Annotated in this window: 23 protein-coding genes and 1 pseudogene; 14 read left to right on the top strand and 10 right to left on the bottom strand. The window is 65.0% G+C overall.

Annotation, left to right across the window (positions count from 1 at the left end; all coding sequences use genetic code 11):
• Positions 1-25: 25 nt before the first annotated feature.
• The 5 genes and pseudogenes from VJS90_RS15815 to VJS90_RS15795 all read right to left on the bottom strand — a co-directional run bounded on the left by VJS90_RS15815 (position 26) and on the right by VJS90_RS15795 (position 5544).
• Positions 26-1067 (bottom strand): annotated as a pseudogene (locus VJS90_RS15815) (AbrB family transcriptional regulator).
• On the bottom strand, positions 1060-2574 hold the full coding sequence (locus tag VJS90_RS15810) for a tripartite tricarboxylate transporter permease (RefSeq protein ID WP_324122586.1): 1515 nt from the start codon (positions 2572-2574) through the stop codon (positions 1060-1062). The pseudogene VJS90_RS15815 and the gene VJS90_RS15810 overlap by 8 nt, the downstream one beginning before the upstream one ends.
• 3 nt (positions 2575-2577) lie before the next feature.
• Entirely contained in the window at positions 2578-3036 is a 459-nt protein-coding gene (locus tag VJS90_RS15805) for a tripartite tricarboxylate transporter TctB family protein (RefSeq protein ID WP_324122585.1), read from the bottom strand.
• A gap of 208 nt (positions 3037-3244) precedes the next feature.
• On the bottom strand, positions 3245-4225 hold the full coding sequence (locus VJS90_RS15800) for a tripartite tricarboxylate transporter substrate binding protein (protein ID WP_324122584.1): 981 nt from the start codon (positions 4223-4225) through the stop codon (positions 3245-3247).
• Between the two features lie 29 nt (positions 4226-4254).
• Positions 4255-5544, bottom strand: a complete 1290-nt coding sequence (locus VJS90_RS15795; protein ID WP_324122583.1) for an OprD family porin — start codon at positions 5542-5544, stop codon at positions 4255-4257.
• A gap of 200 nt (positions 5545-5744) precedes the next feature.
• Here VJS90_RS15795 and VJS90_RS15790 point away from each other — a divergent pair, with 200 nt between their 5' ends.
• Both VJS90_RS15790 and VJS90_RS15785 read left to right on the top strand, forming a co-directional pair.
• On the top strand, positions 5745-6416 hold the full coding sequence (locus tag VJS90_RS15790; RefSeq protein WP_324122582.1) for a response regulator: 672 nt from the start codon (positions 5745-5747) through the stop codon (positions 6414-6416).
• A complete protein-coding gene (locus VJS90_RS15785; protein ID WP_324122581.1) occupies positions 6409-7794 on the top strand; it encodes a sensor histidine kinase in 1386 nt (461 codons plus the stop codon). Before VJS90_RS15790 ends, VJS90_RS15785 begins: the two co-directional genes overlap by 8 nt.
• On the opposite strand, the gene VJS90_RS15780 is transcribed toward VJS90_RS15785, so the two are convergent.
• Positions 7791-8597: an HDOD domain-containing protein gene (locus VJS90_RS15780; protein WP_324122580.1), complete on the bottom strand. Its 807-nt coding sequence runs from the start codon at positions 8595-8597 to the stop codon at positions 7791-7793. The two genes, VJS90_RS15785 and VJS90_RS15780, sit on opposite strands and share 4 nt — an antisense overlap.
• 55 nt (positions 8598-8652) lie before the next feature.
• A complete protein-coding gene (locus VJS90_RS15775) occupies positions 8653-9594 on the bottom strand; it encodes a folate-binding protein YgfZ (protein WP_324122579.1) in 942 nt (313 codons plus the stop codon).
• A gap of 133 nt (positions 9595-9727) precedes the next feature.
• Between VJS90_RS15775 and VJS90_RS15770 the strand changes: the two genes are divergently transcribed.
• Positions 9728-9982, top strand: a complete 255-nt coding sequence (locus tag VJS90_RS15770; protein ID WP_324122578.1) for a succinate dehydrogenase assembly factor 2 — start codon at positions 9728-9730, stop codon at positions 9980-9982.
• The gene (locus VJS90_RS15765) at positions 9966-10418 is read left to right on the top strand and encodes a protein YgfX (RefSeq protein WP_324122577.1); all 453 of its coding nucleotides are present in this window, start codon (positions 9966-9968) and stop codon (positions 10416-10418) included. Before VJS90_RS15770 ends, VJS90_RS15765 begins: the two co-directional genes overlap by 17 nt.
• On the opposite strand, the gene nadB is transcribed toward VJS90_RS15765, so the two are convergent.
• On the bottom strand, positions 10387-12003 hold the full coding sequence (gene nadB, locus VJS90_RS15760; RefSeq protein ID WP_324122576.1) for an L-aspartate oxidase: 1617 nt from the start codon (positions 12001-12003) through the stop codon (positions 10387-10389). The two genes, VJS90_RS15765 and nadB, sit on opposite strands and share 32 nt — an antisense overlap.
• A gap of 429 nt (positions 12004-12432) precedes the next feature.
• Here nadB and rpoE point away from each other — a divergent pair, with 429 nt between their 5' ends.
• The 10 genes from rpoE (at position 12433) to pdxJ (ending at position 22426) form a co-directional block, all read left to right on the top strand.
• Positions 12433-13014 carry an RNA polymerase sigma factor RpoE gene (rpoE, locus tag VJS90_RS15755; protein WP_003252049.1) on the top strand — a complete coding sequence of 194 codons (582 nt, stop codon included), beginning with the start codon at positions 12433-12435 and terminating at the stop codon, positions 13012-13014.
• A gap of 31 nt (positions 13015-13045) precedes the next feature.
• Positions 13046-13636, top strand: coding sequence for a sigma-E factor negative regulatory protein (locus VJS90_RS15750; protein WP_324122575.1), 591 nt, complete (start codon positions 13046-13048; stop codon positions 13634-13636).
• A 12-nt stretch (positions 13637-13648) separates the two neighbouring features.
• On the top strand, positions 13649-14614 hold the full coding sequence (locus VJS90_RS15745; protein ID WP_324122574.1) for a MucB/RseB C-terminal domain-containing protein: 966 nt from the start codon (positions 13649-13651) through the stop codon (positions 14612-14614).
• Positions 14615-14837: 223 nt separating this feature from the next.
• On the top strand, positions 14838-16217 hold the full coding sequence (locus VJS90_RS15740; RefSeq protein WP_414704950.1) for a DegQ family serine endoprotease: 1380 nt from the start codon (positions 14838-14840) through the stop codon (positions 16215-16217).
• A gap of 226 nt (positions 16218-16443) precedes the next feature.
• The gene (gene lepA / locus VJS90_RS15735; RefSeq protein WP_324122572.1) at positions 16444-18243 is read left to right on the top strand and encodes a translation elongation factor 4; all 1800 of its coding nucleotides are present in this window, start codon (positions 16444-16446) and stop codon (positions 18241-18243) included.
• A gap of 5 nt (positions 18244-18248) precedes the next feature.
• Complete coding sequence (gene lepB / locus VJS90_RS15730; protein ID WP_324122571.1) at positions 18249-19103, top strand: signal peptidase I; 855 nt, start codon at positions 18249-18251, stop codon at positions 19101-19103.
• A 214-nt stretch (positions 19104-19317) separates the two neighbouring features.
• A complete protein-coding gene (gene rnc / locus VJS90_RS15725) occupies positions 19318-20007 on the top strand; it encodes a ribonuclease III (RefSeq protein ID WP_324122570.1) in 690 nt (229 codons plus the stop codon).
• Positions 20000-20902 (top strand): GTPase Era, encoded by a 903-nt coding sequence (era, locus tag VJS90_RS15720; RefSeq protein ID WP_324122569.1) that lies wholly within the window; start codon positions 20000-20002, stop codon positions 20900-20902. Before rnc ends, era begins: the two co-directional genes overlap by 8 nt.
• A gap of 51 nt (positions 20903-20953) precedes the next feature.
• Positions 20954-21637: a DNA repair protein RecO gene (gene recO / locus VJS90_RS15715; protein WP_324122568.1), complete on the top strand. Its 684-nt coding sequence runs from the start codon at positions 20954-20956 to the stop codon at positions 21635-21637.
• 63 nt (positions 21638-21700) lie between these two features.
• Positions 21701-22426 (top strand): pyridoxine 5'-phosphate synthase, encoded by a 726-nt coding sequence (gene pdxJ, locus VJS90_RS15710; RefSeq protein WP_414704949.1) that lies wholly within the window; start codon positions 21701-21703, stop codon positions 22424-22426.
• 34 nt (positions 22427-22460) lie between these two features.
• Here the strand turns inward: pdxJ and cmoB are convergent, their stop codons facing one another.
• A complete protein-coding gene (gene cmoB, locus VJS90_RS15705) occupies positions 22461-23417 on the bottom strand; it encodes a tRNA 5-methoxyuridine(34)/uridine 5-oxyacetic acid(34) synthase CmoB (RefSeq protein WP_324122566.1) in 957 nt (318 codons plus the stop codon).
• Positions 23414-24157, bottom strand: a complete 744-nt coding sequence (gene cmoA, locus VJS90_RS15700) for a carboxy-S-adenosyl-L-methionine synthase CmoA (protein ID WP_324122565.1) — start codon at positions 24155-24157, stop codon at positions 23414-23416. Before cmoA ends, cmoB begins: the two co-directional genes overlap by 4 nt.
• Positions 24158-24171 lie beyond the last annotated feature (14 nt).

Raw genomic sequence — 24171 nt, 5'->3', positions numbered from 1 at the left:
AACCCCGCGCGCTCTGAGGGGCAGATCAGTCAGAGGCGACCGCGGGGCGGTTCCAGTACCTGAATAGCGGTTCGGCCAGGAACAGCACGAACAGTAGCCGCATCACCTGCATCGCGGTCACCAGCGGCACCGACAATTCCAGGGTTTGTGCAGTAAGGCTCATCTCGGCGATCCCGCCCGGCATCATGCCCAGCGTCAGCGAGCGCAGGTCCAGGCCGGTCAGGCTGCTCAGCACCCAGGCCGAGCTGGCCGCGATCAGCATGCTCAAGGCTGTGGCGACGAGGGTGCGCCCCAGGAACGACGGCGCCCGGCGAAAGAACGCGCGGTTGAAATGACAAGCCAGCCCGCTACCGATCAGCCATTGGCCGATCTGGCTGGCGCCATCGGGCAGAGCGATCTGCAGGTTGCCCGCCAGGCTGATGCCAGCCGCCACCAGCAACGGCCCGAACAGCCAGGGGTTGGGTTGCCGCAGGCGTTGCCAAAGCAATGCGCAGAGCACGGCCAGCGGCGCGATCAGTGCCAGCCAGCCCCAGCTGACGCTGCCGGCATGGCTCAGTGAAACGCCATCACCCAGCAGGAACTTGAAGATCGCCGGCACGCACAGCACCACCGCCAGCACCCGCAGGCTCTGGGCGGCGGCCACCTGCGCAAGCACCGCGCCATTGCGCGCGCCCAGGTTGACCATCTCGCCCGAGCCACCCGGCATGCTGGAGAAAAACGCGGTGGCGCGGTCCTCGCCCGTGCGCCGCAGCAGCCATACCCCGAACACGCTGGACACGCTGGTCAGCAGCGCGCCAAAGAAGATGAGGCCGAAGTTGGCTGCCGACCTGCTCGATCACCGAGGGGGTGAAGTGCAGGCCGATGCCGATGCCGATGACCCACTGGCCGCATTTGCGGCCACCGGGGATTTCGCTGAGCTGCCAGGGTGTCAGGCAGCGCACCAGAATGATCGCCAGCAACGAGCCGACCATCCAGGGAAGGGGCCAGCCGACCAGGCTGGCGAGGTAACCGCCCGCCAGGCCGACCAGTCCCGTGGCCCAGTACAACGGGGGCGTGCGCTCAGACATCGGCCAGGGCACGGCGTTGCTGGGCGCGGCGACGCCAGATGCGCAGCAGCGGCAGGGTCAGCATGCACAGGGTCAGCACCCAGACGCCCATGCTGATCGGGCTCGCCCAGAGGATGCCCAGCTCGCCGTTGGAGATCGACAGCGCGCGGCGCAGGTTCTGCTCCATCAGGCCACCGAGGATGAACCCCAGCAGGATCGGCGACAGCGGGAAGTCCAGCTTGCGCAGGATGTAGCCCATGATGCCGATGCCGACCATCAGGAACAGGTCGAAGGTGGTGGCATGCACGGCGTACACGCCGATCCCGGTGATGATGGCGATCACCGGCACCAGCGCCCAGTTCGGCACGGCCAGGATGCGGGTGAAGATGCGGATCATCGGGATGTTCAGGATCACCAGCATGATGTTGGCGATGAACAGCGAGGCGATCAGGCCCCAGACGATGTCGGGCTGCTGTTCGAACAGCATCGGCCCTGGGGTGATGTTGTACAGGGTCAGCGCGCCGATCATCACCGCGGTGGTGCCTGAACCTGGCACGCCAAGGGTCAGCATGGGCACCAGGGCGCCACAGCACGAGGCGCCGATGGCGGTTTCCGGCGCGGCCAGGCCACGCTTGTCGCCTTTGCCGAAGGTGCCCGAGGTGCCCGCGATGCGTTTCTCGGTCATGTAGGCCACGGCACTGGCCAGCGTCGCGCCCGCGCCGGGCAGCACGCCCATGATGAAGCCGAGCAGGCCACAGCGGATGTTGACCGCGAACACCGAGGCCGCTTCCTTGACGTTGAACAGCATCCGCCCGGTGGCCTTGACCGCTTGATGACCGTGGTGGGTTTTTTCCAGCAGCAGCAGGATCTCGCTGATCGAGAACAGGCCCAGCACCAGCACGACGAACTGGATACCGTCGGCCAGGTGCACACTGTCACCGGTAAAGCGATAGACGCCGCTGTTGGCATCGATGCCGACCGCCGACAGGAACAGCCCGATCAAGGCGGCGATGAACGTCTTCAACGGTTTGTCGCCAGCCATGCCGCCCAGGCAGATGATCGCGAAGACCATCAGCACGAAGTACTCGGCCGGGCCAAAGGCGATCGCCCATTTCGCCAGCAGCGGCGCGAACAGCACCATGCCGCAGGTGGCGATGAACGCACCGATGAACGAGCTCCAGGCCGACAGCGACAGGGCGACGCCCGCCAGGCCTTGGCGGGCCATCGGGTAGCCATCCAGGGTGGTCATTACGGTGGAGGCTTCGCCCGGGATGTTGAGCAGGATCGAGCTGATCCGCCCGCCGTACTCGCAGCCCAGGTAGACCGCGGCCAGCAGGATCAGCGCCGATTCCGGCGGCAGGCCCAGGGCAAAGGCGATCGGGATCAGCAGCGCCACGCCGTTGATCGGTCCCAGGCCCGGCAGCAGGCCGACCACGGTGCCGATCAGCGTGCCGCTCAGGGCGGTGACCAGGTTGTAAGGGGTAAGGGCGACGCCGAAGCCCTGGCCCAGGTAGCTCAAGGTATCCATGTGTCAGTTCTCCAGAACGTCAAGCAGGCCGAGGGGCAGGGGCACATCCATCACGCGGTCGAACAGCCAGTAGAGGAACAGGCTCATGGCGACCACGATGATCGCGCTGTGCAGCCAGCGACCCCCGTACAGCCGTGCCATGGGTATGCCCACCAGGATGCTGCTGAGGATGAAGCCCAGCGGTTCGAAGGTCGCGGCGAACACCAGCAGCAGGGCCACGCAGAGGCCGATCTTGGTCAGGGTTTCGCGGTCGAGCTCAGGCTCGTCGTCCTTGTGCACGATGGGGGTCGGGCGAAACGCCAGGTACAACAGGGCCAGGCCCATCAGGCCAAGCATCAGCAGCGGGTAGGCGCGGGGACCCACGGGTTCGTAGGAAAAGGCGGCCTGGTAAGGCCACGCCATGACTGCCAGGGCCGCGCAGACGGCCAGCAGGATCAGGGCGAAGATGCGTTGCAGGATCATGGTGGAATCCTCGGGATGACACGGGCTTCTTGAACACTGCTCTTCGAAGTGGCGCTGGAACTGTGGGAGCTGGCTTGCCAGCGAAAGGGCCACTGCGGACTGCCGTCACGAATGCGGTGTCCGCGCCATTGATTCGCTGGCAAGCCAGCTCCCACAGGTACAGCGTTATCCTCGAAAGACCAGATAAGATCGGCGATTCCAGGCAGTCTTACTGAATCAGCCCGAATTCCTTGGCCAGGGTCTTGTAGTCCGCAACCTGCTTCTTCACGTAGCCGTCGAGCTCCTCGCCGGTCATGGCGAAGGGGAACAGCTCGCGCTGATCACGCAGCTTGGCGAACTCCTCGGAGGTCAGCAGCTTGTCGAACGAGGCTTTCCACCAGGCGTAGTCCTCGTCGCTGACCTTCGGCCCCAGGTAGAAACCGCGCACCACCGGCCAGACGATGTCGAAGCCCTGCTCCTTGGCGGTGGGGATGTCTTTCATCCCGGCCTCGTCCAGGCGGTTCTCGGAAAACACCGCGAGAATGCGCATGTCACCGCTCTGGATGTGTGGCATGGAGTCGGAAATGTCGGTACTGCCCACCTGGATGTGCCCACCCAGCAGCGCGGTGGCGATCTCGCCGCCGCCTTCAAGCGCCACGTAGCGCAGGTCACGCGGGTTGATGCCGGCGGCCTTGGCGATCAGCGCGGTCTGCATCCAGTCCTGGCTGCCGACGGTGCCGCCGGAGCCGATCACCACTTTGCTCGGGTCTTTCTTCAGGGCGGCGACCAGGTCGGCCAGGTTCTGGTACGGCGAGTCCTTCTTCACCGCGATGGCGCCATAGCTGGTGCCGACCGCGGCCAGCCAGCGCACGGCGTTTTCATCGAAGCGGCCGAACTTGCCCTGGGCAAGGTTCAGCAGCGAACCGCTCGACCAGGCCACGAGGGTGCCGGCATCGCCCGGGCGCTGGGCGACCACGGCGTTGTAGGCCACCGCGCCGACACCGCCGGGCATGTAGGTGACGCGCATGGGCTTGCTGAGGATCTTTTCGTTGACCAGCGCGCTCTGCACCAGCTTGCAGGTCAGGTCGAAGCCGCCGCCGGGGGAGGCGGGGGCGATGCATTCCGGGCGCTTGGGTTCGGCGGCGAGGGCATTACCGGCCAGCAGCAGGCAGCCAGTGGCGAGGACGAGGCGGCGCAGTGAAAACGTCATGGTCTATCTCCGTGCATTGTTGTTATTGGTTACCAGAGGGCCACGCTGTAGCTCACCAGCAGCCGCACTTCGTCGGCGTCGCGGGCAAAGTTCGAGCGGAAGGTGGCGTTGCGCAGGCGGACGGCGACGTTTTTCAGGGCGCCGCTTTGTACCACGTACTTGAACTCGGTGTTGCGTTCCCACTCCTTGCCTTCGCCGCCATTGGCCAGGCTGACGTTGTCGCCGCTGAGGTAGCGGGTCATGAAGGTCAGGCCGGGGATGCCCAGGGCGGCGAAGTTGTAGTCGTAACGCGCTTGCCACGAGCGCTCGTCGGCGCCGGCGAAGTCGTTGATCTGCACGAAGTTGACCAGGTAAGGGTCGGAGCCATCGATGTAGGGAAAGGCGCTGTCGCCCGACAGGTGCTGGTAGGCGGCGCTCAGCTTGTGGCCGCCCAGGGCGTAGCTGAACATGCCGTTGGCCGCGGTGTTGTCGATCTTGCCGCCGCGGGCCTGGCCCTGGTCGTCGCTGACCGACAGGCGCAGGTCGGCGCCAAAGGTGCCTGGGCCCCATGGCTGGCTGGCGAGAAGGCCGACGAAGTGCTGACGGTAGACTTCGTCGAGCTGGGCGAAGTGGTAGCTGCCAGTGATCTTGTCCGTGAACTTGTAGTCCACGCCTGCCAGGTCGTAGTGCTCGCCGGCCACGGTGCCCAGGAAGCGGCTGTTCTTGTTGTTGAGCGCGATGTCTTCCTTGTTGGTGTTGTCGCGGTCCTTGGCTTTCTCCAGGCGTCCGCCGGTGAAGGTCAGGTTGCGGATTTCGCGGGAGGTCAGCAGGCCGCCCTCGAAGGTCTGCGGCAGGATCCGCCCATCGTTGGGCTGCAGGGTGGGCAGCTCCGGTATCAGGGTGCCGAGCTTGAGTTCGGTCTGGGAAATCTTCACCTTGCCGGTCAGGCCGAGCTTGGAATACTCGTCGGCGGCGCGGCCGTCATCGTGGGTCGGCAGCAGGCCGGTGCCCGTGCGGTCGGGGCTCGAGTCGAGCTTGACGCCGAGCATGCCCAGGGCGTCGAGGCCAAAGCCCACGGTGCCGTCGGTGAAGCCGGACTCCAGGTTCAGCATGAAACCCTGCGCCCACTCGTCGCGCTTGGACTGCTGGCTGCTGGTGCCGTCGCGGAAGTCGCGGTTGAAGTACATGTTGCGGGTTTCGAAGGTGGCCGTGCTGTCTTCGATGAAGGCGGCCTGGCTCAGCGGGGCGACGCCGGCGAGGGCGACTGCGCTGGCGATGGCAGTGGGGCGGGTGGGCGAGCGTCGGATAGGCGCGAACGCCTGCGGCTGCGGTGACAGCATCGTCGGGTGACTCCGTTATTGTTTTTATGGGTCTGCACCTTTGTGGTGCTTATGCGGCCAATATGGGGCCGTATCGAAATGCTAGGTAACGAACCTTTCGCTAACCTTTCAATGTGAAAGGATTGTTGCAAAGGGCTTCACAGCTCGCCCCACGGGGGTACACTCCGCGCCACAGACCCTGACCCGAGCGGGAGAAATCGATGCGTGTGCTGCTGGTCGAAGACCACCTGCAACTGGCCGAAAGCGTTGCCCAGGCCTTGAAAAGCACCGGCCTGACCGTGGACGTGCTGCACGACGGCGTGGCCGCCGACCTGGCCTTGGCCAGCGAGGAATATGCGGTGGCGGTGCTCGACGTGGGCCTGCCGCGCATGGATGGCTTTGAAGTGCTCGCCCGCCTGCGGGCCCGCGGCAAGAGGCTGCCGGTGCTGATGCTGACCGCGCGCAGCGACGTCAAGGACCGCGTGCATGGCCTGAACCTGGGCGCCGATGACTACCTGGCCAAACCCTTCGAGCTGACCGAGCTCGAGGCACGGGTCAAGGCCCTGCTGCGCCGCAGCGTGCTGGGCGGCGAACGCCAGCAGCGTTGCGGCCCGCTGGTCTACGACCTCGATACCCGGCGTTTCAGCCTCGGCGAGGAGCTGCTGAACCTCACCTCGCGCGAGCAGAGCGTGCTCGAAGCGCTGATCGCCCGGCCCGGCCGGGTAATGAGCAAGGAACAGCTGGCGGCGCAGGTATTCGGCCTGGACGAAGAGGCCAGTCCCGACGCCATCGAGATCTATATCCACCGCCTGCGCAAGAAGCTCGATGGGCAGCAGGTGGCGATCGTCACCTTCCGAGGGCTCGGCTACCTGCTCGAGCACCGCGATGCGTGACGCGGGCAGCCTTCGCGGGCGCCTGCTGTGGAACCTGGCGGTGTTGCTGGTGATGCTGATGCTGGCCAGCGGACTGAGTGCCTACTGGAATGGCCGCGAGGCCGCCGACACCGCCTACGACCGCACCCTGCTGGCGTCGGCGCGGACCATCGCCGCGGGGCTGTCGCAGCGCGACGGCACCCTGAGCGCCGATGTGCCCTACGTCGCCCTCGACACCTTTGCCTACGACAGCGCCGGGCGGATCTTCTACCAGGTCAACGACATCCATCAGCGGCTGATCTCCGGCTACGAAAACCTGCCAGCACCACCGCCGGGCACGCCGCGGACCGATGACTATCCCGCCCTCGCGCGCTTCTACAACGCCACGTATCTTGGCCAGGACGTGCGCGTGGTCAGCCTGCTCAAGCCGGTGAGCGAGCCGAACATGAACGGCATGGCGGAAATTCGCGTGGCCGAGACCGAAGAGGCGCGGGTGGCCATGGCCCGTGGCCTGATGGCCGATACCTTGCTGCGCCTGGGCATGCTGGCGCTGGGGGCGCTGATGCTGGTGTGGTTCGCGGTCAGCGCCGCGCTGCGCCCGCTTGAGCAGCTGCGCACGGCGGTGGAAGAGCGCCAGCCCGACGACCTGCGCGCCTTGCCGGTGGTCCAGGTACAGCATGAGCTTGGACCCTTGGTGCGCGCCCTCAACCACTTCACCGAGCGGCTGCGCGGGCAGTTCGAGCGCCAGGCGCAGTTCATCGCCGATGCGGCCCATGAGCTGCGCACGCCCTTGGCGGCGCTCAAGGCCAGGGTCGAGCTGGGGCTGCGGTCGGGGGAGGCGCAGGAGTGGCGCCAGACACTGGAGTCCGCGGCTCAGGGCACCGATCGCCTGACCCACCTGGCCAACCAGCTGCTGTCCCTGGCGCGGGTCGAAAACGGGGCGCGGGCCATCGCCGAGGGCGGGGCGCAGCGCCTGGACCTGACCCAGCTGGCGCGTGAGCTGGGCCTGGCCATGGCTCCCCTGGCCCATGCCCACGGCGTCGCCCTGGCCCTGGAGGCCGAGGCGCCGGTCTGGCTAAAGGGCGAGCCGACCTTGCTCAACGAACTGCTCAGCAACCTGGTGGACAATGCCCTGGCGCACACGCCCAAGGGCGGCAATGTGGTCTTGCGTGTGCTGGCGCCGGCGGTGCTGGAGGTCGAGGACGACGGCCCGGGAATCCCCGAGCAGGAGCGTGAGCGGGTATTCGAGCGCTTTTACCGGCGCAGCGCCCAAGGCACCGGCCTGGGACTGGCCATCGTGGGCGAGATCTGTCGGGCGCACCTGGCGCAGATCAGCCTGCACGACGGCGCCGGTGGCGGCCTGAAGGTGCGCGTCAGCTTCAATCCTGATTCCGCCTAGCGCAGCATGCCTCGGGCCACCAGCAGGTCGGCCGCTTGCAACTCGCTGCCCTGGGGCAGGTTCAGGTGGACATAGGCCGGCAGGTCGGCGAGCGGGCGCTCGGGGTGCTTGTTGTTCAACGCGCAGGCCAGCTGCACGATGTCGATGTAGTCCATGCGGTCGGTACGCCGTTCCAGCTGCTTCACCTGGGTCGGTAGCTGGGTGAACTGCTCCGGAAACTCCCAGGACTTGAGGATCTTGTCGCCCAGCACGGGCTGGATCTGCTCGATCACGTGGTGCAGGCAGACGGGATCGGCGAGCAGCTCGTTGTGCTCTTCGGCGTAGATGAGCACCGGCAGGGCGCCGATCTGGTGAACCAGGCCGCCAAGCGCCGCCTGGTCAGGCTTGAGGCGGGTGTAGCGACGGCTGATTTCATAGCTGATGCCCGCCACTTCCAGGCTGTTGGTCCAGATGTCACGCAGCTTCTGCTCCACCGCCGGAGAGCGGGCATGGAAGATCTGCTCGATCACCAGGCCGATCGCCAGGTTGCAGCTGTAGTTGATGCCCAGGCGGGTGATCGCGGTATGCAGCTCGGTGACTTCCACCGAGGCGCGCAGCAGCGGACTGTTGACCACCTTGATCAGGCGCGCGGAGAGGGCCGCGTCACGGCCGATGACCTTGCTCAGGGCGCCGACGCTGATCTCGCTGTCCTCGGCGGCCTCGCGGATGCTCAGGGCGACTTCCGGCAGCGTCGGCAGGACCAGGTCGTCGTTCTCGATGGCTTCGAGCAACTCTGCTTGAACCATCTCGGCCAGCTTGTTCATGGGCTTCTCCACCGCAGTGATTGGGCGCCCCCGCCAGGCAGGCGGCGCGGGCGGTTCAGCGCTGGATTTCCCGGTCGCGGTCCAGTTCGTAGGGCAGCGTCAGCAGTTCCAGGCGAGGCCCTTCAGGGCTGCCCAGGTGCAGGTTGTCGTCCGCGACCGCGTCGGCGGTCAGCACCGCGAGCAGCTCGCAGCCTTGCCCGGCGTGAGCGGCAATCACCACCTCGCCGACCGAGGAGCCGTGGGTCGGCGAGAAGATCTCGCTGCCAGGCGCGGGCAGGTCGGCCCCGGCAAGGGCCAGGCGGTACTGGCGACGCTTGAGCTTGCCCAGGTACTGCATGCGCGCGACGATTTCCTGGCCGGTGTAGCAGCCTTTCTTGAAGCTGACGCCGCCAACGGCCTGCAGGTTGATCATCTGCGGGATGAACAGCTCGCGCGTCGGGCCGGTGACCTGGCCGATGCCCGCGCGGATCTGGCCAAGCAGCCAGGCGTCGAGCGTGCCTTCGGGCAGCTGCGCGGCCAGGGCGGCGCGCACGGTGTCAGCCTGGCTGGCGGGCGCCCAGAGCTCCGCCCGGCCGGCGGACACGCGTACGGCAATCAGCCCTTCGGCGCGCTGCGTGGCGCCGGCGTCTTCCGGCACCTCGAAGCCCAGCGCCCGCAGGGCACCATCGCCATCCTGAAGCCCGAAGCGGCACCATGCCTGGCTTTCGTCCGTGAGCACGGCCTTGGAGAACACTGCGTATTTCTTCAGGTCCGCCTGTTGCGCCTCGAGCAGCTCGCTGGCCATGGCCAGCAGGTAGCCGTCGCCCTCGGGCAGGATGCGGAAGCTGGACTGCATGCGCCCCTTGACCATGCAGCGGGCGCCGAGGCTGGCGTGCTCAAGGCTGAGATAGCTGATGTTGCAGGTCAGCTGACCCTGCAGGAACTTGCCGGCGTCGGAGCCGCGAACGGCGAGGATGCCCTCGTGGGACAAGGAGCAGAAGAAAGCGGTATCGGCCATGGGTCATCGCAGGTGGTAGAGACTGGGGCACATCATAGAACGGTGGTAACAAAATAGGTAGGTGACTAGACGATCGCCCGATGCCGGGTGGGAAGCCGCGCGGTATACTGGCCGGCCATTCGAGGAGGGCCCCATGGTCGAACAAACTGAAATCAACCGGCTTTTCTGGCATAGCCGCCGCGGCATGCTGGAGCTGGACGTGCTGCTGGTACCGTTCACCCAGGAGGTCTACTCGACCCTCGGCGAGAAGGACCGCGAACTCTACGTCCGCCTGCTGAGCTGCGAGGACCAGGACATGTTCGGCTGGTTCATGGAGCGCTCCGAGTCCGAAGACCCCGAGCTGCAGCGCATGGTCCGCATCATCCTGGACCGTGTCCAGCCCAAGTGAGCACTTCGAATGCCGCTGGCAGGGCTCGCGCCATCTGCTGACGGCATACCTGGCCTGCCAGGCCCTCGCGAGCCTGGCGTTGCTGGCAAGCGCGGTGCCTGGCTGGCTGGCGGGCATCCTCTTCGTTGCATGCCTCGCCCACGCGGCCTGGGCCATTCCCCGCCGTATCCTGCTGACCCATCCGCATGCCGTCACCGGCCTGCGCCGCGACCCTCTCGGCTGGCGGCTGTTCAGCCGTGCCCGTGGCTGGGAGCCGGCGCGCCTGTGCCGCGACAGCATGGCCTTGCCGGGAGTGGTGGTGCTTCGGTTTGTCCGTCAGGGGCAACGATGGAGCCAGGCCCAGTACATCGCCCCTGATGCACTGGCGCCCGAGCAGCACCGGCGCTTGCGCCTGCGGCTGAAGTTCAGTCGGCGTAGGTGGGCGGCCGCAGAATAGTATCGTGGGCCTCGGGCAGCATGCCTGGGTAGTCGAGGGTGTAGTGCAGCCCGCGGCTCTCCTTGCGCTGCATGGCCGAGCGGATCATCAGTTCGGCCACCTGCGCCAGGTTGCGCAGCTCGATCAGGTCGCGGCTGACCTTGTAGTTGCTGTAGAACTCGTCGATTTCGTCCAGCAGCAGGCGCACCCGGTGCTGGGCACGCTGCAGGCGCTTGCTGGTGCGCACGATGCCGACGTAGTCCCACATGAAGCGCCGCAGCTCGTCCCAGTTGTGGGCGATGATCACGTCCTCGTCCGAATCGGTCACCTGGCTGGCGTCCCAGCAGGGCAGGGCGAGCGGCATGGGGACCTGGTCCAGGTGCGCCTCGATGTCGGCGGCGGCGGCGCGGCCATAGACAAAGCATTCAAGCAGCGAGTTGCTGGCCATGCGGTTGGCGCCGTGCAGCCCGGTGAAACTGGTCTCGCCTATGGCGTAGAGGCCGGGCACATCGGTATGGCCGCGGTCGTCGACCATGACGCCGCCGCAGGTGTAGTGGGCCGCGGGGACCACCGGGATGGGCTGGCGGGTGATGTCGATGCCGAAGGTCAGGCAGCGCTCGTACACCGTGGGGAAATGGCTCTTGATGAAGTCGGCCGGCTTGTGGCTGATGTCGAGATACACGCAGTCCACGCCCAGGCGCTTCATCTCATGGTCGATGGCACGGGCCACGATGTCGCGCGGGGCAAGCTCTTCGCGCGGGTCGAAGCGGGGCATGAAACGCTCGCCATTGGGCAGGCGCAGCAGGGCACCTTCGCCGCGCAGGGCCTCGGTCACCAGGAAGCTCTTGGCCTGCGGGTGGTACAGGCAGGTGGGGTGGAACTGGTTGAACTCCAGGTTGGCCACCCGGCAACCGGCGCGCCAGGCCATGGCGATGCCATCGCCACAGGCGCCGTCGGGATTGCTGGTATAGAGGTAGACCTTGGCCGCGCCGCCGGTGGCCAGCACCGTGAAGCGTGCGCCAAAGGTGTCGACTTCGCCGCTGGCGCGGTTGAGCACGTAGGCCCCGAGGCAACGGTCGCCCGGCTGGCCCAGGCGGCGCTCGGTGATCAGGTCGACGGCGACCCGCTGTTCGAGCAGCTGGATATTGCTGCGCTTGCGCGCCTGCTCCAGCAAGGTGGTGAAGATGGCGGCGCCGGTGGCATCGGCGGCATGGATGATGCGCCGGTGGCTGTGTCCGCCTTCACGGGTGAGATGAAACTCGAAGCCGCCGTCGTCGACGCCGTGATGTTCGTCACGGGTAAACGGCACGCCCTGGTCGATCAGCCACTGGATGGCCTCGCGGCTGTGCTCGACGGTGAACCGCACGGCGTCTTCGTTGCACAGGCCGCCGCCGGCATTGAGCGTGTCCTCGACGTGCGATTGCACGGTATCGGCATCATCGAGCACGGCGGCGACGCCGCCCTGGGCCCAGAACGTCGAACCGTTGGACAGGTCGCCCTTGCTCAGCACCGCGATGCGCAGGTGGCCGGGGAGGTTCAGTGCCAGGCTGAGGCCGGCGGCGCCGCTGCCGATCACCAGGACATCATGTTGGAATTGTAGGCTCATGTCGGACACTAGTAATCTTGGGGAGGTGAGCGGCACAATAGTCATGCGCAGATGGCATTGTGAAACTACTGTGAATCTTGACCGGCTGTCTTTATAGCAGCCCCCGGGCCTTGATTTCCAATAGCGCTTACGCAGCGAGGCAATCTTTGTGGGAACTTTCCGTAAACGGGGGTAATCCATAGAAGGCTGCCCGTACGCACAATTGCCGTGGCGACGTGGGCGGCGGCTGTTTAGGGCTGTCACCTGCGTATTCGAGACCAGATTATCGACGCAGCCGGCGATGTCCGTGCTGCGCATTTCGTGCGAGCCGATCATGGGGCGCAGGAAACTTGCTTGGAGGGGAGAACTTTTGCTCAAAGCCCGAGTCTATGTTTGCAAGCCTGAACGATGGCTGTGGCAACGCTCCTTCGAGTCCACTGAGGAGTGTTCATGCTAACCCAGGAAGAGGATCAGCAGCTTGTCGAGCGCGTGCAGCGCGGTGACAGGCGAGCGTTTGATCTGTTGGTGCTGAAGTATCAGCACAAGATTCTCGGGTTGATCGTGCGATTCGTCCACGACACCCATGAAGCCCAGGATGTGGCGCAGGAAGCCTTTATCAAGGCCTACCGTGCGCTTGGAAATTTTCGCGGTGACAGTGCGTTCTACACGTGGCTTTACCGCATTGCCATCAACACGGCAAAAAACTATCTGGTGTCCCGCGGTCGGCGGCCGCCAGACAGCGATGTGAGTTCCGAGGATGCGGAATTTTACGACGGCGATCATGGCCTCAAGGATCTCGAGTCCCCAGAGCGCTCGTTGTTGCGCGATGAAATCGAAGGCACTGTCCATCGAACCATCCAGCAGCTGCCAGAAGATCTGCGCACGGCGTTAACTTTGCGCGAATTCGATGGTCTGAGTTATGAAGACATTGCCAGCGTCATGCAGTGTCCGGTGGGTACCGTGCGCTCTCGAATCTTCCGCGCTCGGGAGGCCATAGATAAAGCCCTGCAGCCTCTGTTGCAGGAAACCTGAGACAGCGGCGACAGCCAAGAGAGGAACCGCCATGAGTCGTGAAGCTTTGCAGGAATCGCTGTCCGCGGTGATGGATAACGAAGCGGACGAACTGGAACTGCGTCGGGTGCTGAACGCCGACGATTCCGAAACACGTGCCACCTGGTCGCGTTACCAGGTAGCCCGCGCAGCGATGCACAAGGAGCTGTTGCTGCCCAAGCTAGATATCGCTTCGGCGGTATCGGCAGCCCTCGCCGACGAGGCCGTTCCGGCCAAGGTCAAGAGCGGTCCATGGCGCAGCCTTGGCCGTCTGGCGGTAGCCGCCTCGGTGACCGTTGCCGTGCTGGCAGGTGTGCGTATGTACAACCAGGACGAAATCACCGGTGTGGAACTTGCCGCCCAGCAGCCTGCTGCCCAGCAGAACCTCAGCGTTCCGCAGGTCCAGGGTCCGGCTGTGCTGGCAGGCTATACCGAAGGCAGCGAGCAGACCACCGGCCCGATGGCCAATGGTGTGCTGCAGAACCAGGCCGGCTGGGACCAGCGCCTGCCGGGCTACCTGCGCCAGCATGCACAGGAATCGGCGCTCAAGGGCTCCGAAAGCGCTCTGCCCTATGCACGTGCGGCCAGCCTCGAAAACCGTTAAGTAAGGAGGATCATGCGCGCGCTACCTCTCCTGCCGCTCCTGCTGGGCGGTTGCCTGGCGGTGCCGGCACTGGCAGCCAACTCGTCGCCCGAGGCGACGCAGTGGCTGAACAAGCTGGCACAGGCCGAGCGAGGACAGAGCTACCAGGGTTCCTTCGTCTACGAGCGTAACGGCAGCTTCTCAACCCACGATATCTGGCATCGCGTCCAGGACGGCAAGGTCAGCGAGCGGCTGTTGCAGCTCGACGGCGCCGCCCAGGAAGTCGTGCGCGTGGATGGCAAGCTGCGTTGCGTCAGCGGCCCTTTGGTAAGCGAAGTCGGGCCTGCGCCTGATTCCGCCCCGCGTGTGCTTGATCCTTTGAAACTGATCAGCTGGTATGACTTGAGCGTCACGGGCAAGTCACGGGTCGCGGACCGCGACGCCGTGATCGTCACGCTCAGTCCGCGAGACCAGCACCGTTATGGGTTCGAGTTGCACCTCGACAAGCGCACCGGCCTGCCGCTGCGCTCGCTGATGCTCAACGACAAGGGCCAGTTGCTCGAGCGCTTCCAGATGACCCGGCTTGATACCACCGACCTGCCCAGCGACGCCGACCTTCAGGCCAGCGCTGCCTGCAAGCCGGTCGAGCCGGTGTCCGTGCGGGCCGGCGAAGCCGTGGTGGGCTGGCGTTCCGACTGGCTGCCCCCTGGGTTCGAGCTGATCAACAGCTCGGTGCGCCGGGATCCGGCGCGCCAGAGCACCGTCAGCAGCCTGATGTACGACGATGGCCTGGCGCGGTTCTCGGTGTTCCTTGAACCCGTCAAGGACAACGCCGGGGCTGACACCCGGGCTCAGTTGGGCCCCACCGTGGCCGTGTCGCGTCACCTGAACACGCCCAAGGGCAAGGTCATGATCACCGTGGTCGGCGAGATCCCCTTGGGCACCGCCGAGCGGATCGCGTTGTCCATGCGCGCGCAGGACACGCAAGCCAGTCAGTGACGGTGCATTTTTCCGTCGGTTCAGTGCACAGGTTGCCCGGCTGAAATGAAATTAAAGCATTGTCATTTGCAAAATCCCTGGAAATTTTCTATAGGTCAGGCCTCACAGGTTCTGGCCTTTCCTGCGTCTGCAGGGCCTTACTGCCAATTACGCTCGTTGTGACGGGAGCCGTATGTCAATACCACGCTTGAAATCCTACTTATCGTTATGCGCCGCCGTGCTGATGCTCGGTCAGGTGGTCACCGCCCAGGCGCAGGAAGCCCTGCCGGACTTCACCACCCTGGTCGAGCAGGCCTCGCCCGCCGTGGTGAACATCAGTACCAAGCAGAAGCTCCCTGATCGCCGCATGGCCGGGCAGATGCCCGACCTCGAAGGCCTGCCGCCGATGTTCCGCGAGTTCTTCGAGCGCAACATGCCGCAGCAGCCGCGCTCGCCCCGCGGCGACCGCCAGCGCGAGGCCCAGTCCCTGGGTTCGGGGTTCATCATCTCCGCCGATGGTTACGTGCTGACCAACAACCATGTGGTCGCCGACGCCGACGAGATCATCGTGCGCCTGTCCGACCGCAGCGAGCTGCAGGCCAAGCTGGTCGGCACCGATCCGCGTACCGACGTGGCGCTGCTCAAGGTCGAGGGCAAGGACCTGCCGATCGTCAAGCTGGGCGACTCCGAGAAACTCAAGGTCGGCGAGTGGGTACTGGCGATCGGCTCGCCGTTCGGCTTCGATCATTCGGTGACCAAGGGTATCGTCAGCGCCAAGGGGCGTACCTTGCCCAATGACACCTACGTGCCGTTCATCCAGACCGACGTGGCGATCAACCCGGGCAACTCCGGCGGCCCGCTGTTCAACATGAACGGCGAGGTGGTGGGCATCAACTCGCAGATATTCACCCGCTCGGGCGGCTTCATGGGCCTGTCCTTCGCGATCCCGATCGACGTGGCGCTGGATGTATCCAACCAGCTGAAAAAAGACGGCAAGGTCAGCCGCGGCTGGCTCGGCGTGGTCATCCAGGAGGTCAACAAGGACCTCGCCGAGTCCTTCGGCCTGGACAAGCCGGCCGGTGCCCTGGTCGCCCAGGTGCTCGAGGAAGGTCCGGCGGCCAAGGGCGGCCTGCAGGTGGGTGACGTGATCCTGAGCATGAATGGCCAGCCGATCGTCATGTCGGCCGACCTGCCACACCTGGTGGGCAGCCTCAAGGACGGTGACAAGGCCAAGCTCGAGATCATCCGCAACGGCAAGCGCCAGAACCTCGACATCACCATCGGCGCGCTGCCTGATGAAGACCAGGAAGTCGGCGTGGGCAGCGACGGCGGTGCCGAGCGCAGCAGCAACCGCCTGGGAGTGTCGGTCTCCGACCTGACCGCCGAGCAGAAAAAGAGCCTCGAGCTCAAGGGCGGCGTGGTGATCAAGGAGGTCCAGGACGGTCCGGCCGCGCTGATCGGCCTGCGTCCGGGCGATGTCATCAGCCACCTGAACAACCAGGCCATCCTCTCGGCCAAGCAGTTCACCGAGATCGCCAAGGAGCTGCCGAAGAACCGTTCGGTGTCCATGCGCGTGCTGCGCCAGGGGCGTGCGAGCTTCATCACCTTCAAGCTTGCTGAGTAAGCAACAGCCAAGGTAGGAAAAGGGCGGCGAAGGCTGCCCTTTTTCATGCCTGGCGCGCCTACTTGCCTTTGAAAACGGCACCAGGCCTGCCTTGCAAGGGGAGGGCCGGTCCATGAAACTGCCCCTGCAGCCGATCAGGAATCTCCCATAAGCTGTCTGCTTAAGGTACAATTCCCGGCTATTTTTCGGCGGGCGTCAGGCTCGCAGCCTTTTCGAGTGTTGACCCGTGAGTGATTTGAGTCATATCCGCAATTTCTCCATCATCGCCCACATCGACCATGGCAAGTCGACCCTGGCCGACCGTTTCATCCAGATGTGCGGCGGCCTGTCGGCGCGCGAAATGGAAGCCCAGGTCCTGGACTCCATGGACCTGGAGCGCGAGCGCGGTATCACCATCAAGGCCCACAGCGTCACGCTGCACTACAAGGCCCAGGACGGCAAGACCTACCAGCTGAACTTCATCGACACCCCAGGCCACGTCGACTTCACCTATGAAGTCAGCCGCTCCCTGGCCGCGTGCGAAGGCGCGCTGCTGGTGGTCGATGCCGGCCAGGGCGTCGAGGCCCAGTCGGTGGCCAACTGCTATACCGCCATCGAGCAGGGCCTCGAGGTCATGCCGGTGCTGAACAAGATGGACCTGCCCCAGGCCGATCCAGACCGCGTCAAGGACGAGATCGAGAAGATCATCGGCATCGACGCCACCGACGCCGTGGCCTGCAGTGCCAAGAGCGGCATGGGCGTGGACGAGGTGCTCGAGCGTCTGGTGCACACCATCCCCGCGCCAACCGGTGATATCGATGCGCCCCTGCAGGCGCTGATCATCGACTCCTGGTTCGACAACTACCTGGGCGTGGTCTCGCTGGTGCGTGTGCGCCACGGCCGCGTCAAGAAGGGCGACAAGATCCTCGTCAAGTCCACCGGCAAGGTGCACCTGGTCGACAGCGTGGGCGTGTTCACCCCCAAGCACACCCAGACCACCGACCTCAAGGCAGGCGAAGTGGGCTTCATCATCGCCAGCATCAAGGACATCCATGGTGCCCCGGTCGGTGACACCCTGACCCTGAGCTCGACCCCCGAGGTCGAGGTGCTGTCGGGCTTCAAGAAGATCCAGCCGCAGGTCTACGCAGGCCTGTTCCCGGTCAGCTCCGAGGATTTCGAGGACTTCCGCGACGCCCTGCAGAAGCTCACCCTCAACGACTCGTCGCTGCAGTACCTGCCTGAAAGCTCCGACGCCCTGGGCTTCGGCTTCCGCTGTGGCTTCCTCGGCATGCTGCACATGGAGATCATCCAGGAGCGCCTTGAGCGCGAATACGACCTGGACCTGATCACCACGGCGCCGAGCGTGATCTTCGAGGTCAAGCTCAAGACCGGCGAAACCATCTACGTCGACAACCCGTCCAAGCTTCCGGATGTCTCCTCGGTGGAAGATTTCCGCGAGCCGATCGTCTCGGCCAACATCCTCGTTCCCCAGGAACACCTGGGCAACGTCATCACCCTGTGCATCGAGAAGCGTGGCGTCCAGCGCGACATGCAGTTCCTGGGCTCGCAGGTGCAGGTGCGTTATGACCTGCCGATGAACGAGGTGGTGCTCGACTTCTTCGACCGTCTGAAGTCCACCAGTCGCGGTTACGCGTCGCTGGACTATCATTTCGACCGTTATCAGTCGGCCAACCTGGTCAAGCTCGATGTACTGATCAACGGCGACAAGGTCGATGCCCTGGCACTGATCGTGCATCGTGACAACGCGCACTACAAAGGCCGCGCGTTGACCGAGAAGATGAAGGAGCTGATTCCTCGCCAGATGTTCGATGTGGCGATCCAGGCCGCCATTGGCGGGCAGATCGTCGCACGCACGACTGTCAAGGCACTCAGAAAGAACGTACTGGCTAAATGCTACGGTGGCGACGTGAGCCGTAAGCGCAAGCTGCTCGAGAAGCAGAAGGCCGGTAAGAAACGCATGAAGCAGGTCGGTAATGTGGAGATCCCGCAGGAAGCCTTCCTCGCCGTGCTCAGGTTGGATAGTTAGGTCCTATGTCGCTAAATTTCCCGCTGTTGCTAGTCATCGCCGTCGCTGTCTGCGGTCTGTTGGCACTGATCGACCTGCTGTTCCTGGCTCCGCGCCGGCGCACGGCAATCGCCAACTACCAGGGCAGCGTCACCCAGCCCGAAGGGGCCGTGGTCGAGCGCCTGAACAAGGAGCCGCTGCTCGTCGAGTACGGCAAGTCGTTCTTCCCGGTGCTGTTCATCGTGCTGGTGCTGCGCTCGTTCCTGGTGGAGCCGTTCCAGATTCCGTCGGGGTCGATGAAACCGACCCTGGAAGTGGGCGATTTCATCCTGGTGAACAAGTTCTCGTACGGTATCCGCCTGCCGGTGATCGACAAGAAGATCATCGAGGTCGGTGACCCGCAGCGCGGGGACGTCATGGTGTTCCGCTACCCGAGCGACCCCAACGTCAACTACATCAAGCGGGTGGTCGGCCTGCCGGGCGACCGGATCAGCTACACCAATGACAAGCGTCTGCTGGTCAATGGCGAGCCGGTTGCCGAGCAACTGATCGGTGCCGAGCCGGGTACCCTGGGCAGCGCGCAGCTGTACAAGGAAAAACTCGGTGCCGCCGAGCACCTGATCCGTAAGGAAATGAGCCGCTACCGCATGCCTCCGGACCAGCAGTGGACCGTGCCGGCCGGCCATTACTTCATGATGGGTGACAACCGCGACAACTCCAACGACAGCCGCTACTGGGATGACCCGAACATTCCCAAGGAGCTGCATGGCATGGTTCCGGACCGCAATATCGTCGGCAAGGCGTTCGCGGTATGGATGAGCTGGCCCGAGCCCAAGCTCAGCCACTTCCCGAACCTGTCGCGGGTCGGTCTGATCCAGTGATACCCAACGGCGCTGCCCGCCAGGCAGCGCCGAATGCATTTCTGACATAGGCTGTGTATTCAGGGGGTGCGAGCGATCGCGCCCCTTTTCCGCCCATGCAGCACAGCCACACCGTCTTTCAGGATTTTGTTTTGAATACAGCGTTGATTTCGATGGCAGTCCCTTGCGGGGCGCCAAGCCAACTGGCCAAGCGTGATGAACGGGCGGGGGCATTGTGAGCGATTCCCTGAGCCGCCTCGAGCGCAAGCTGGGCTATACCTTCAAGAACAAGGACCTGATGCTGCTCGCCCTGTCGCACCGCAGCTATGCCAGCCGCAACAACGAACGGCTGGAGTTCCTCGGCGATGCGATCCTCAACTTCGTGGTCGGCGAGGCGCTGTTCGAGCGCTTCCCCCAGGCCCGCGAAGGCCAGCTGTCGCGTCTGCGCGCGCGCCTGGTGAAGGGTGAGACACTTGCCGTCCTGGCCCGTGGCTTCGACCTGGGCGAGTACCTGCGCCTGGGATCGGGCGAGCTGAAAAGCGGCGGTTTCCGTCGCGAGTCGATCCTGGCCGACGCCCTCGAGGCGCTGATCGGCGCGATCTACCAGGACGCCGACATGCAGACCGCCCGCGAGCGCGTGCTTGACTGGCTGGCCGGCGAGTTCCAGAGCCTGACCCTGGTCGATACCAACAAAGACCCCAAGACCCGCCTGCAAGAGTTCTTGCAGTCGCGCGCCTGTGAGCTGCCTCGCTACGAAGTGGTGGACATCCAGGGCGAACCTCATTGCCGGACCTTCTTCGTCGAGTGCGAAGTGACCCTGCTGAACAAGAAAAGCCGCGGCCAAGGCGTTAGCCGGCGTATCGCCGAGCAAGTCGCCGCTGCTGCTGCATTGATCGCCCTGGGCGTGGAGAATGGCAATGACTGAGAACAATTCGACCCGTTGCGGTTATGTGGCCATCGTTGGCCGTCCGAACGTGGGCAAGTCGACCTTGCTCAACCATATCCTCGGCCAGAAGCTCGCGATCACCTCGCGCAAGCCGCAGACCACCCGCCACAACATGCTCGGCATCAAGACCGAGGGTGATGTGCAGGCGATCTACGTTGATACCCCTGGCATGCACAAGGGCAACGAGAAAGCCCTGAACCGCTACATGAACCGCACCGCCTCGGCCGCCCTCAAGGATGTCGACGTGGTCATCTTCGTGGTCGACCGCACCCGCTGGACCGACGAGGACCAGCTGGTGCTCGAACGCGTGCAGTACGTGCAGGGCCCGGTGATCCTGGCGGTCAACAAGACCGACCGCGTGGAGGAGAAGGCCGAGCTGATTCCGCACCTCAAGTGGCTACAGGAGCAACTGCCGAACGCCGAGATCGTGCCGGTTTCCGCGCAGCAGGGGCACAACCTTGAAGCACTCGAGGGCCTGATCGCCAAGCACCTGCCCGAGAACGACCACTTCTTCCCGGAAGACCAGATCACCGACCGCAGCAGCCGTTTCCTGGCCGCGGAACTGGTTCGCGAGAAGATCATGCGCCAGCTCGGTGCCGAGCTTCCGTACCAGATCACCGTCGAGATCGAAGAGTTCAAGCAGCAAGGCGCGGTGCTGCACATCCATGCGCTGATCCTGGTCGAGCGTGACGGCCAGAAAAAGATCATCATTGGCGACAAGGGCGAGCGCATCAAGCGCATCGGCTCCGAGGCGCGCAAGGACATGGAGCTGCTGTTCGACGCCAAGGTCATGCTCAACCTCTGGGTCAAGGTCAAGGGCGGCTGGTCCGATGACGAGCGCGCCCTGCGTTCGCTGGGCTACGGCGACCTGTAACCCCCTGCGGCCCGCCCTTGCGCGGGCCGCTTCTGCCTTCAGGCGATCCCCATGGAACAACCCGTCGGCCAGCCTGCCTACGTGCTGCACAGCCGCGCCTATCGCGAGACCAGCGCCTTGGTGGACTTCCTGACGCCGCAAGGCCGTGTGCGCGCCGTGCTGCGACGCGCGCGGGGCAAGGGCGGCAGCCTGGTGCGGCCGTTCGTGCCGCTGGAGGTCGAGCTGCGCGGGCGCGGCGAGCTGAAGAACGTCGGGCGTCTGGAGACCGTGGGCATCGCGGCGTGGCTGGTGGGCGATGCATTGTTCAGCGGACTGTACCTGAACGAGCTGCTGATGCGCCTGCTGCCCGCCGAAGACCCACATCCGGCGCTGTTCGAACACTATGCCCTGACCTTGCAGGCACTGGCCGCCGGCCGTCCGCTGGAGCCCTTGCTGAGGGCATTCGAGTGGCGGCTGCTCGATGGCCTGGGTTATGCCTTTGCCCTGGACCGCGACGTCAACGATGAGCCGGTGGTCGCCAACGGACTGTATCGCTTGCAGGTCGACGCGGGGCTTGAGCGGGTGGAGCTGCTGCAGCCTGGCCTGTTCAGCGGTGCCGAGCTGCTGGCCCTGGCCGAAGCGGATTGGGAAGCCCCTGGCGCGCTGTTAGCGGCCAAGCGCCTGATGCGCCAGGCCTTGGCCGTGCACCTGGGCGGCAAGCCACTGGTCAGCCGGGAACTGTTTCGCAAGCGCTGAGCACGACGTATGCTGTGGGGCTCAATCTTCAGGAGAGCCTTTTCCGTGACTCACAGCAACCGCATGCTTCTCGGCGTCAACATCGACCACGTGGCGACCCTGCGCCAGGCCCGCGGCACGCGCTATCCCGACCCGGTCAAGGCCGCTCTCGACGCCGAGGAAGCGGGTGCCGACGGCATCACCGTGCACCTGCGTGAAGACCGCCGGCATATTCAGGAGCGCGATGTGCTGCTGCTCAAGGACGTGCTGCAGACGCGCATGAATTTCGAGATGGGCGTCACCGAGGAAATGATGGTGTTCGCCGAGCACATTCGTCCGGCGCACATCTGCCTGGTGCCTGAAACCCGCCAGGAGCTGACCACCGAAGGCGGCCTGGACGTGGCGGGCCAGGAAGCGCGGATCAAGGCGGCGGTCGAGCGCCTGTCGCGCACGGGCGCCGAGGTGTCGCTGTTCATCGACGCCGACGAGCGCCAGATCGAGGCCTCGCGGCGCGTGGGTGCGCCGGCCATCGAACTGCATACCGGCCGTTACGCCGATGCCCACACACCGGCCGAGGTGGCCGAGGAGCTCAAGCGCATCGCCGATGGCGTGGCGTTTGGGGTGGGGCAAGGGTTGATCGTCAATGCCGGGCACGGGTTGCATTATCACAACGTCGACGCGATCGCGGCGATCAAGGGGATCAACGAGCTGAACATCGGTCATGCGCTGGTGGCGCATGCGTTGTTCGTCGGCTTCAAGGCCGCCGTGGCGGAAATGAAGGCACTGATCCTGGCGGCCAGCAGCCGCTGATGCCTGGGGCCGCAAAGCGGCCCCGTTGCCCCGCCTACTTGCGCGCCACGATCGTCGCGCGGCGCGGCGCAGGCAATCCTTCGATGGTGCGGCTGTGGTCCGCGGGATCGAGGAAATCGCCCAGCGACTGATAGCGCATCCACTCGGTGCTGCGCTGCTCCTCGACGCTGGTCACGCTGACATCCACGCAGCGCACATCGCTGAACCCGGCCCGCCGCAACCAGCGCTCCAGCGCGGGCACCGAGGGCAGGAACCACACATTGCGCATCTGCGCGTAGCGATCCTCGGGCACCAGCACCTGGTGCTCGTCACCTTCGATCACCAGCGTTTCCAGCACCAGCTCGCCCCCCTTGACCAGGCAGTCCTTGAGCGCCAGCAAATGCTCGATGGGCGAGCGGCGGTGATAGAACACGCCCATCGAAAATACCGTGTCGAAGCCTTCCAGATTGGCCGGCAGGTCCTCGAGGGCAAACGGCAGGTGCCAGGCCGGCAGCTCAGGCAGGTAGCGCTGCACCGCCTGGAACTGGCAGAAGAACAGCCAGTTCGGGTCAACCCCGACCACCATCTCCGCGCCCGCGCCGAGCATCCGCCACTGGTAGTAGCCGTTGCCGCAGCCGACATCCAGCACGCGTTTGCCCACAAGGTCCAGGTGGGGGGCGACACGCGACCATTTCCAGTCCGAGCGCCATTCGGTGTCGACATGCACCCCGAACAGGTCGAACGGGCCCTTGCGCCACGGCGAGAGGCCCATCAGGGCGTCGCGCATCCGCGCGCGCGTGGCGTCGTCGCAGGCGCAGTCCAGGCTCAGGCCGTCGACGAGGTCGACCTGGGTGGCCTGCACCGGGGGCAACGCGTCCAGCGCGCTCTGCCAGCGTTCGAGATCGCCATGGCCTTTTTCCAGCTTGGCGTCGAGTTGGGCCTGCAGGCCTTGCGACCAGGTGGCCAGGGGAGTGCCCGCCAGGCGGCGGACCAAGGGAGACAGATCGATCATGGCAGGGCTATCAGCGAGGCAAAGTTCAGGCATTGGAACCACGGCACGACCTTGGAAAAACCGGCGGCGTGCAAGCGTTGGCGGTGGGTTTCGAGGGTATCGGGTTTCATCACGTTCTCGATGGCGCTGCGTTTCTGGGCAATTTCCAGCTCGCTGTAGCCGTTGGCGCGTTTGAAGCCCAGGTGCAGCTCGGTGAGCAGCGCCTGTTGCGCCTCATCCTCGAAGCACAGTTTTTCGGAAAGGATCAGCGCGCCGCCCGGCAGCAAGGCCTGGCGGATACGGGCGAGCAGGCCCTCGCGCTGCTCGGGGGCGATGAACTGCAAGGTGAAGTTCATCGCCACGACCGAGGCAGGCTCGAAGGGCAGGGTGAGGATGTCGGCCTCGAGCACCTGCACCGGCAACAGTTCCTGGAACATCGAATCCTGCGCGGTGAGGTACTGGCGGCAACGCTCGACCATGGCCGCGGAGTTGTCCACGGCGATGACGTGGCAGCCATCGCTGCGCACGTGACGGCGCAGCGACTGGGTGACCGCGCCCAAGGAGCTGCCCAGGTCGTACAAGGCAGTGCCCGGCTGGGCGAATCGGGCGGCCAGCACGCCGAGGTTCTCGACGATGGTCGGGTAGCCCGGCACCGAGCGCTTGATCATGTCCGGGAACACCCGCACCACATCCTCGTTGAAGGCGAAGTCGGGCACCTGGTCCAAGGGCTGGGCGAATAGGCGGTCGGGCTCTTTGGTCACGGGCATTCCAGAAG

Source organism: Pseudomonas sp. (assembly GCF_035277045.1).
In the GTDB taxonomy this organism is placed as follows: domain Bacteria; phylum Pseudomonadota; class Gammaproteobacteria; order Pseudomonadales; family Pseudomonadaceae; genus Aquipseudomonas.
Note: the sequence above shows the minus strand (reverse complement) of the source record. Positions and strands in the feature narration are given on the sequence as shown.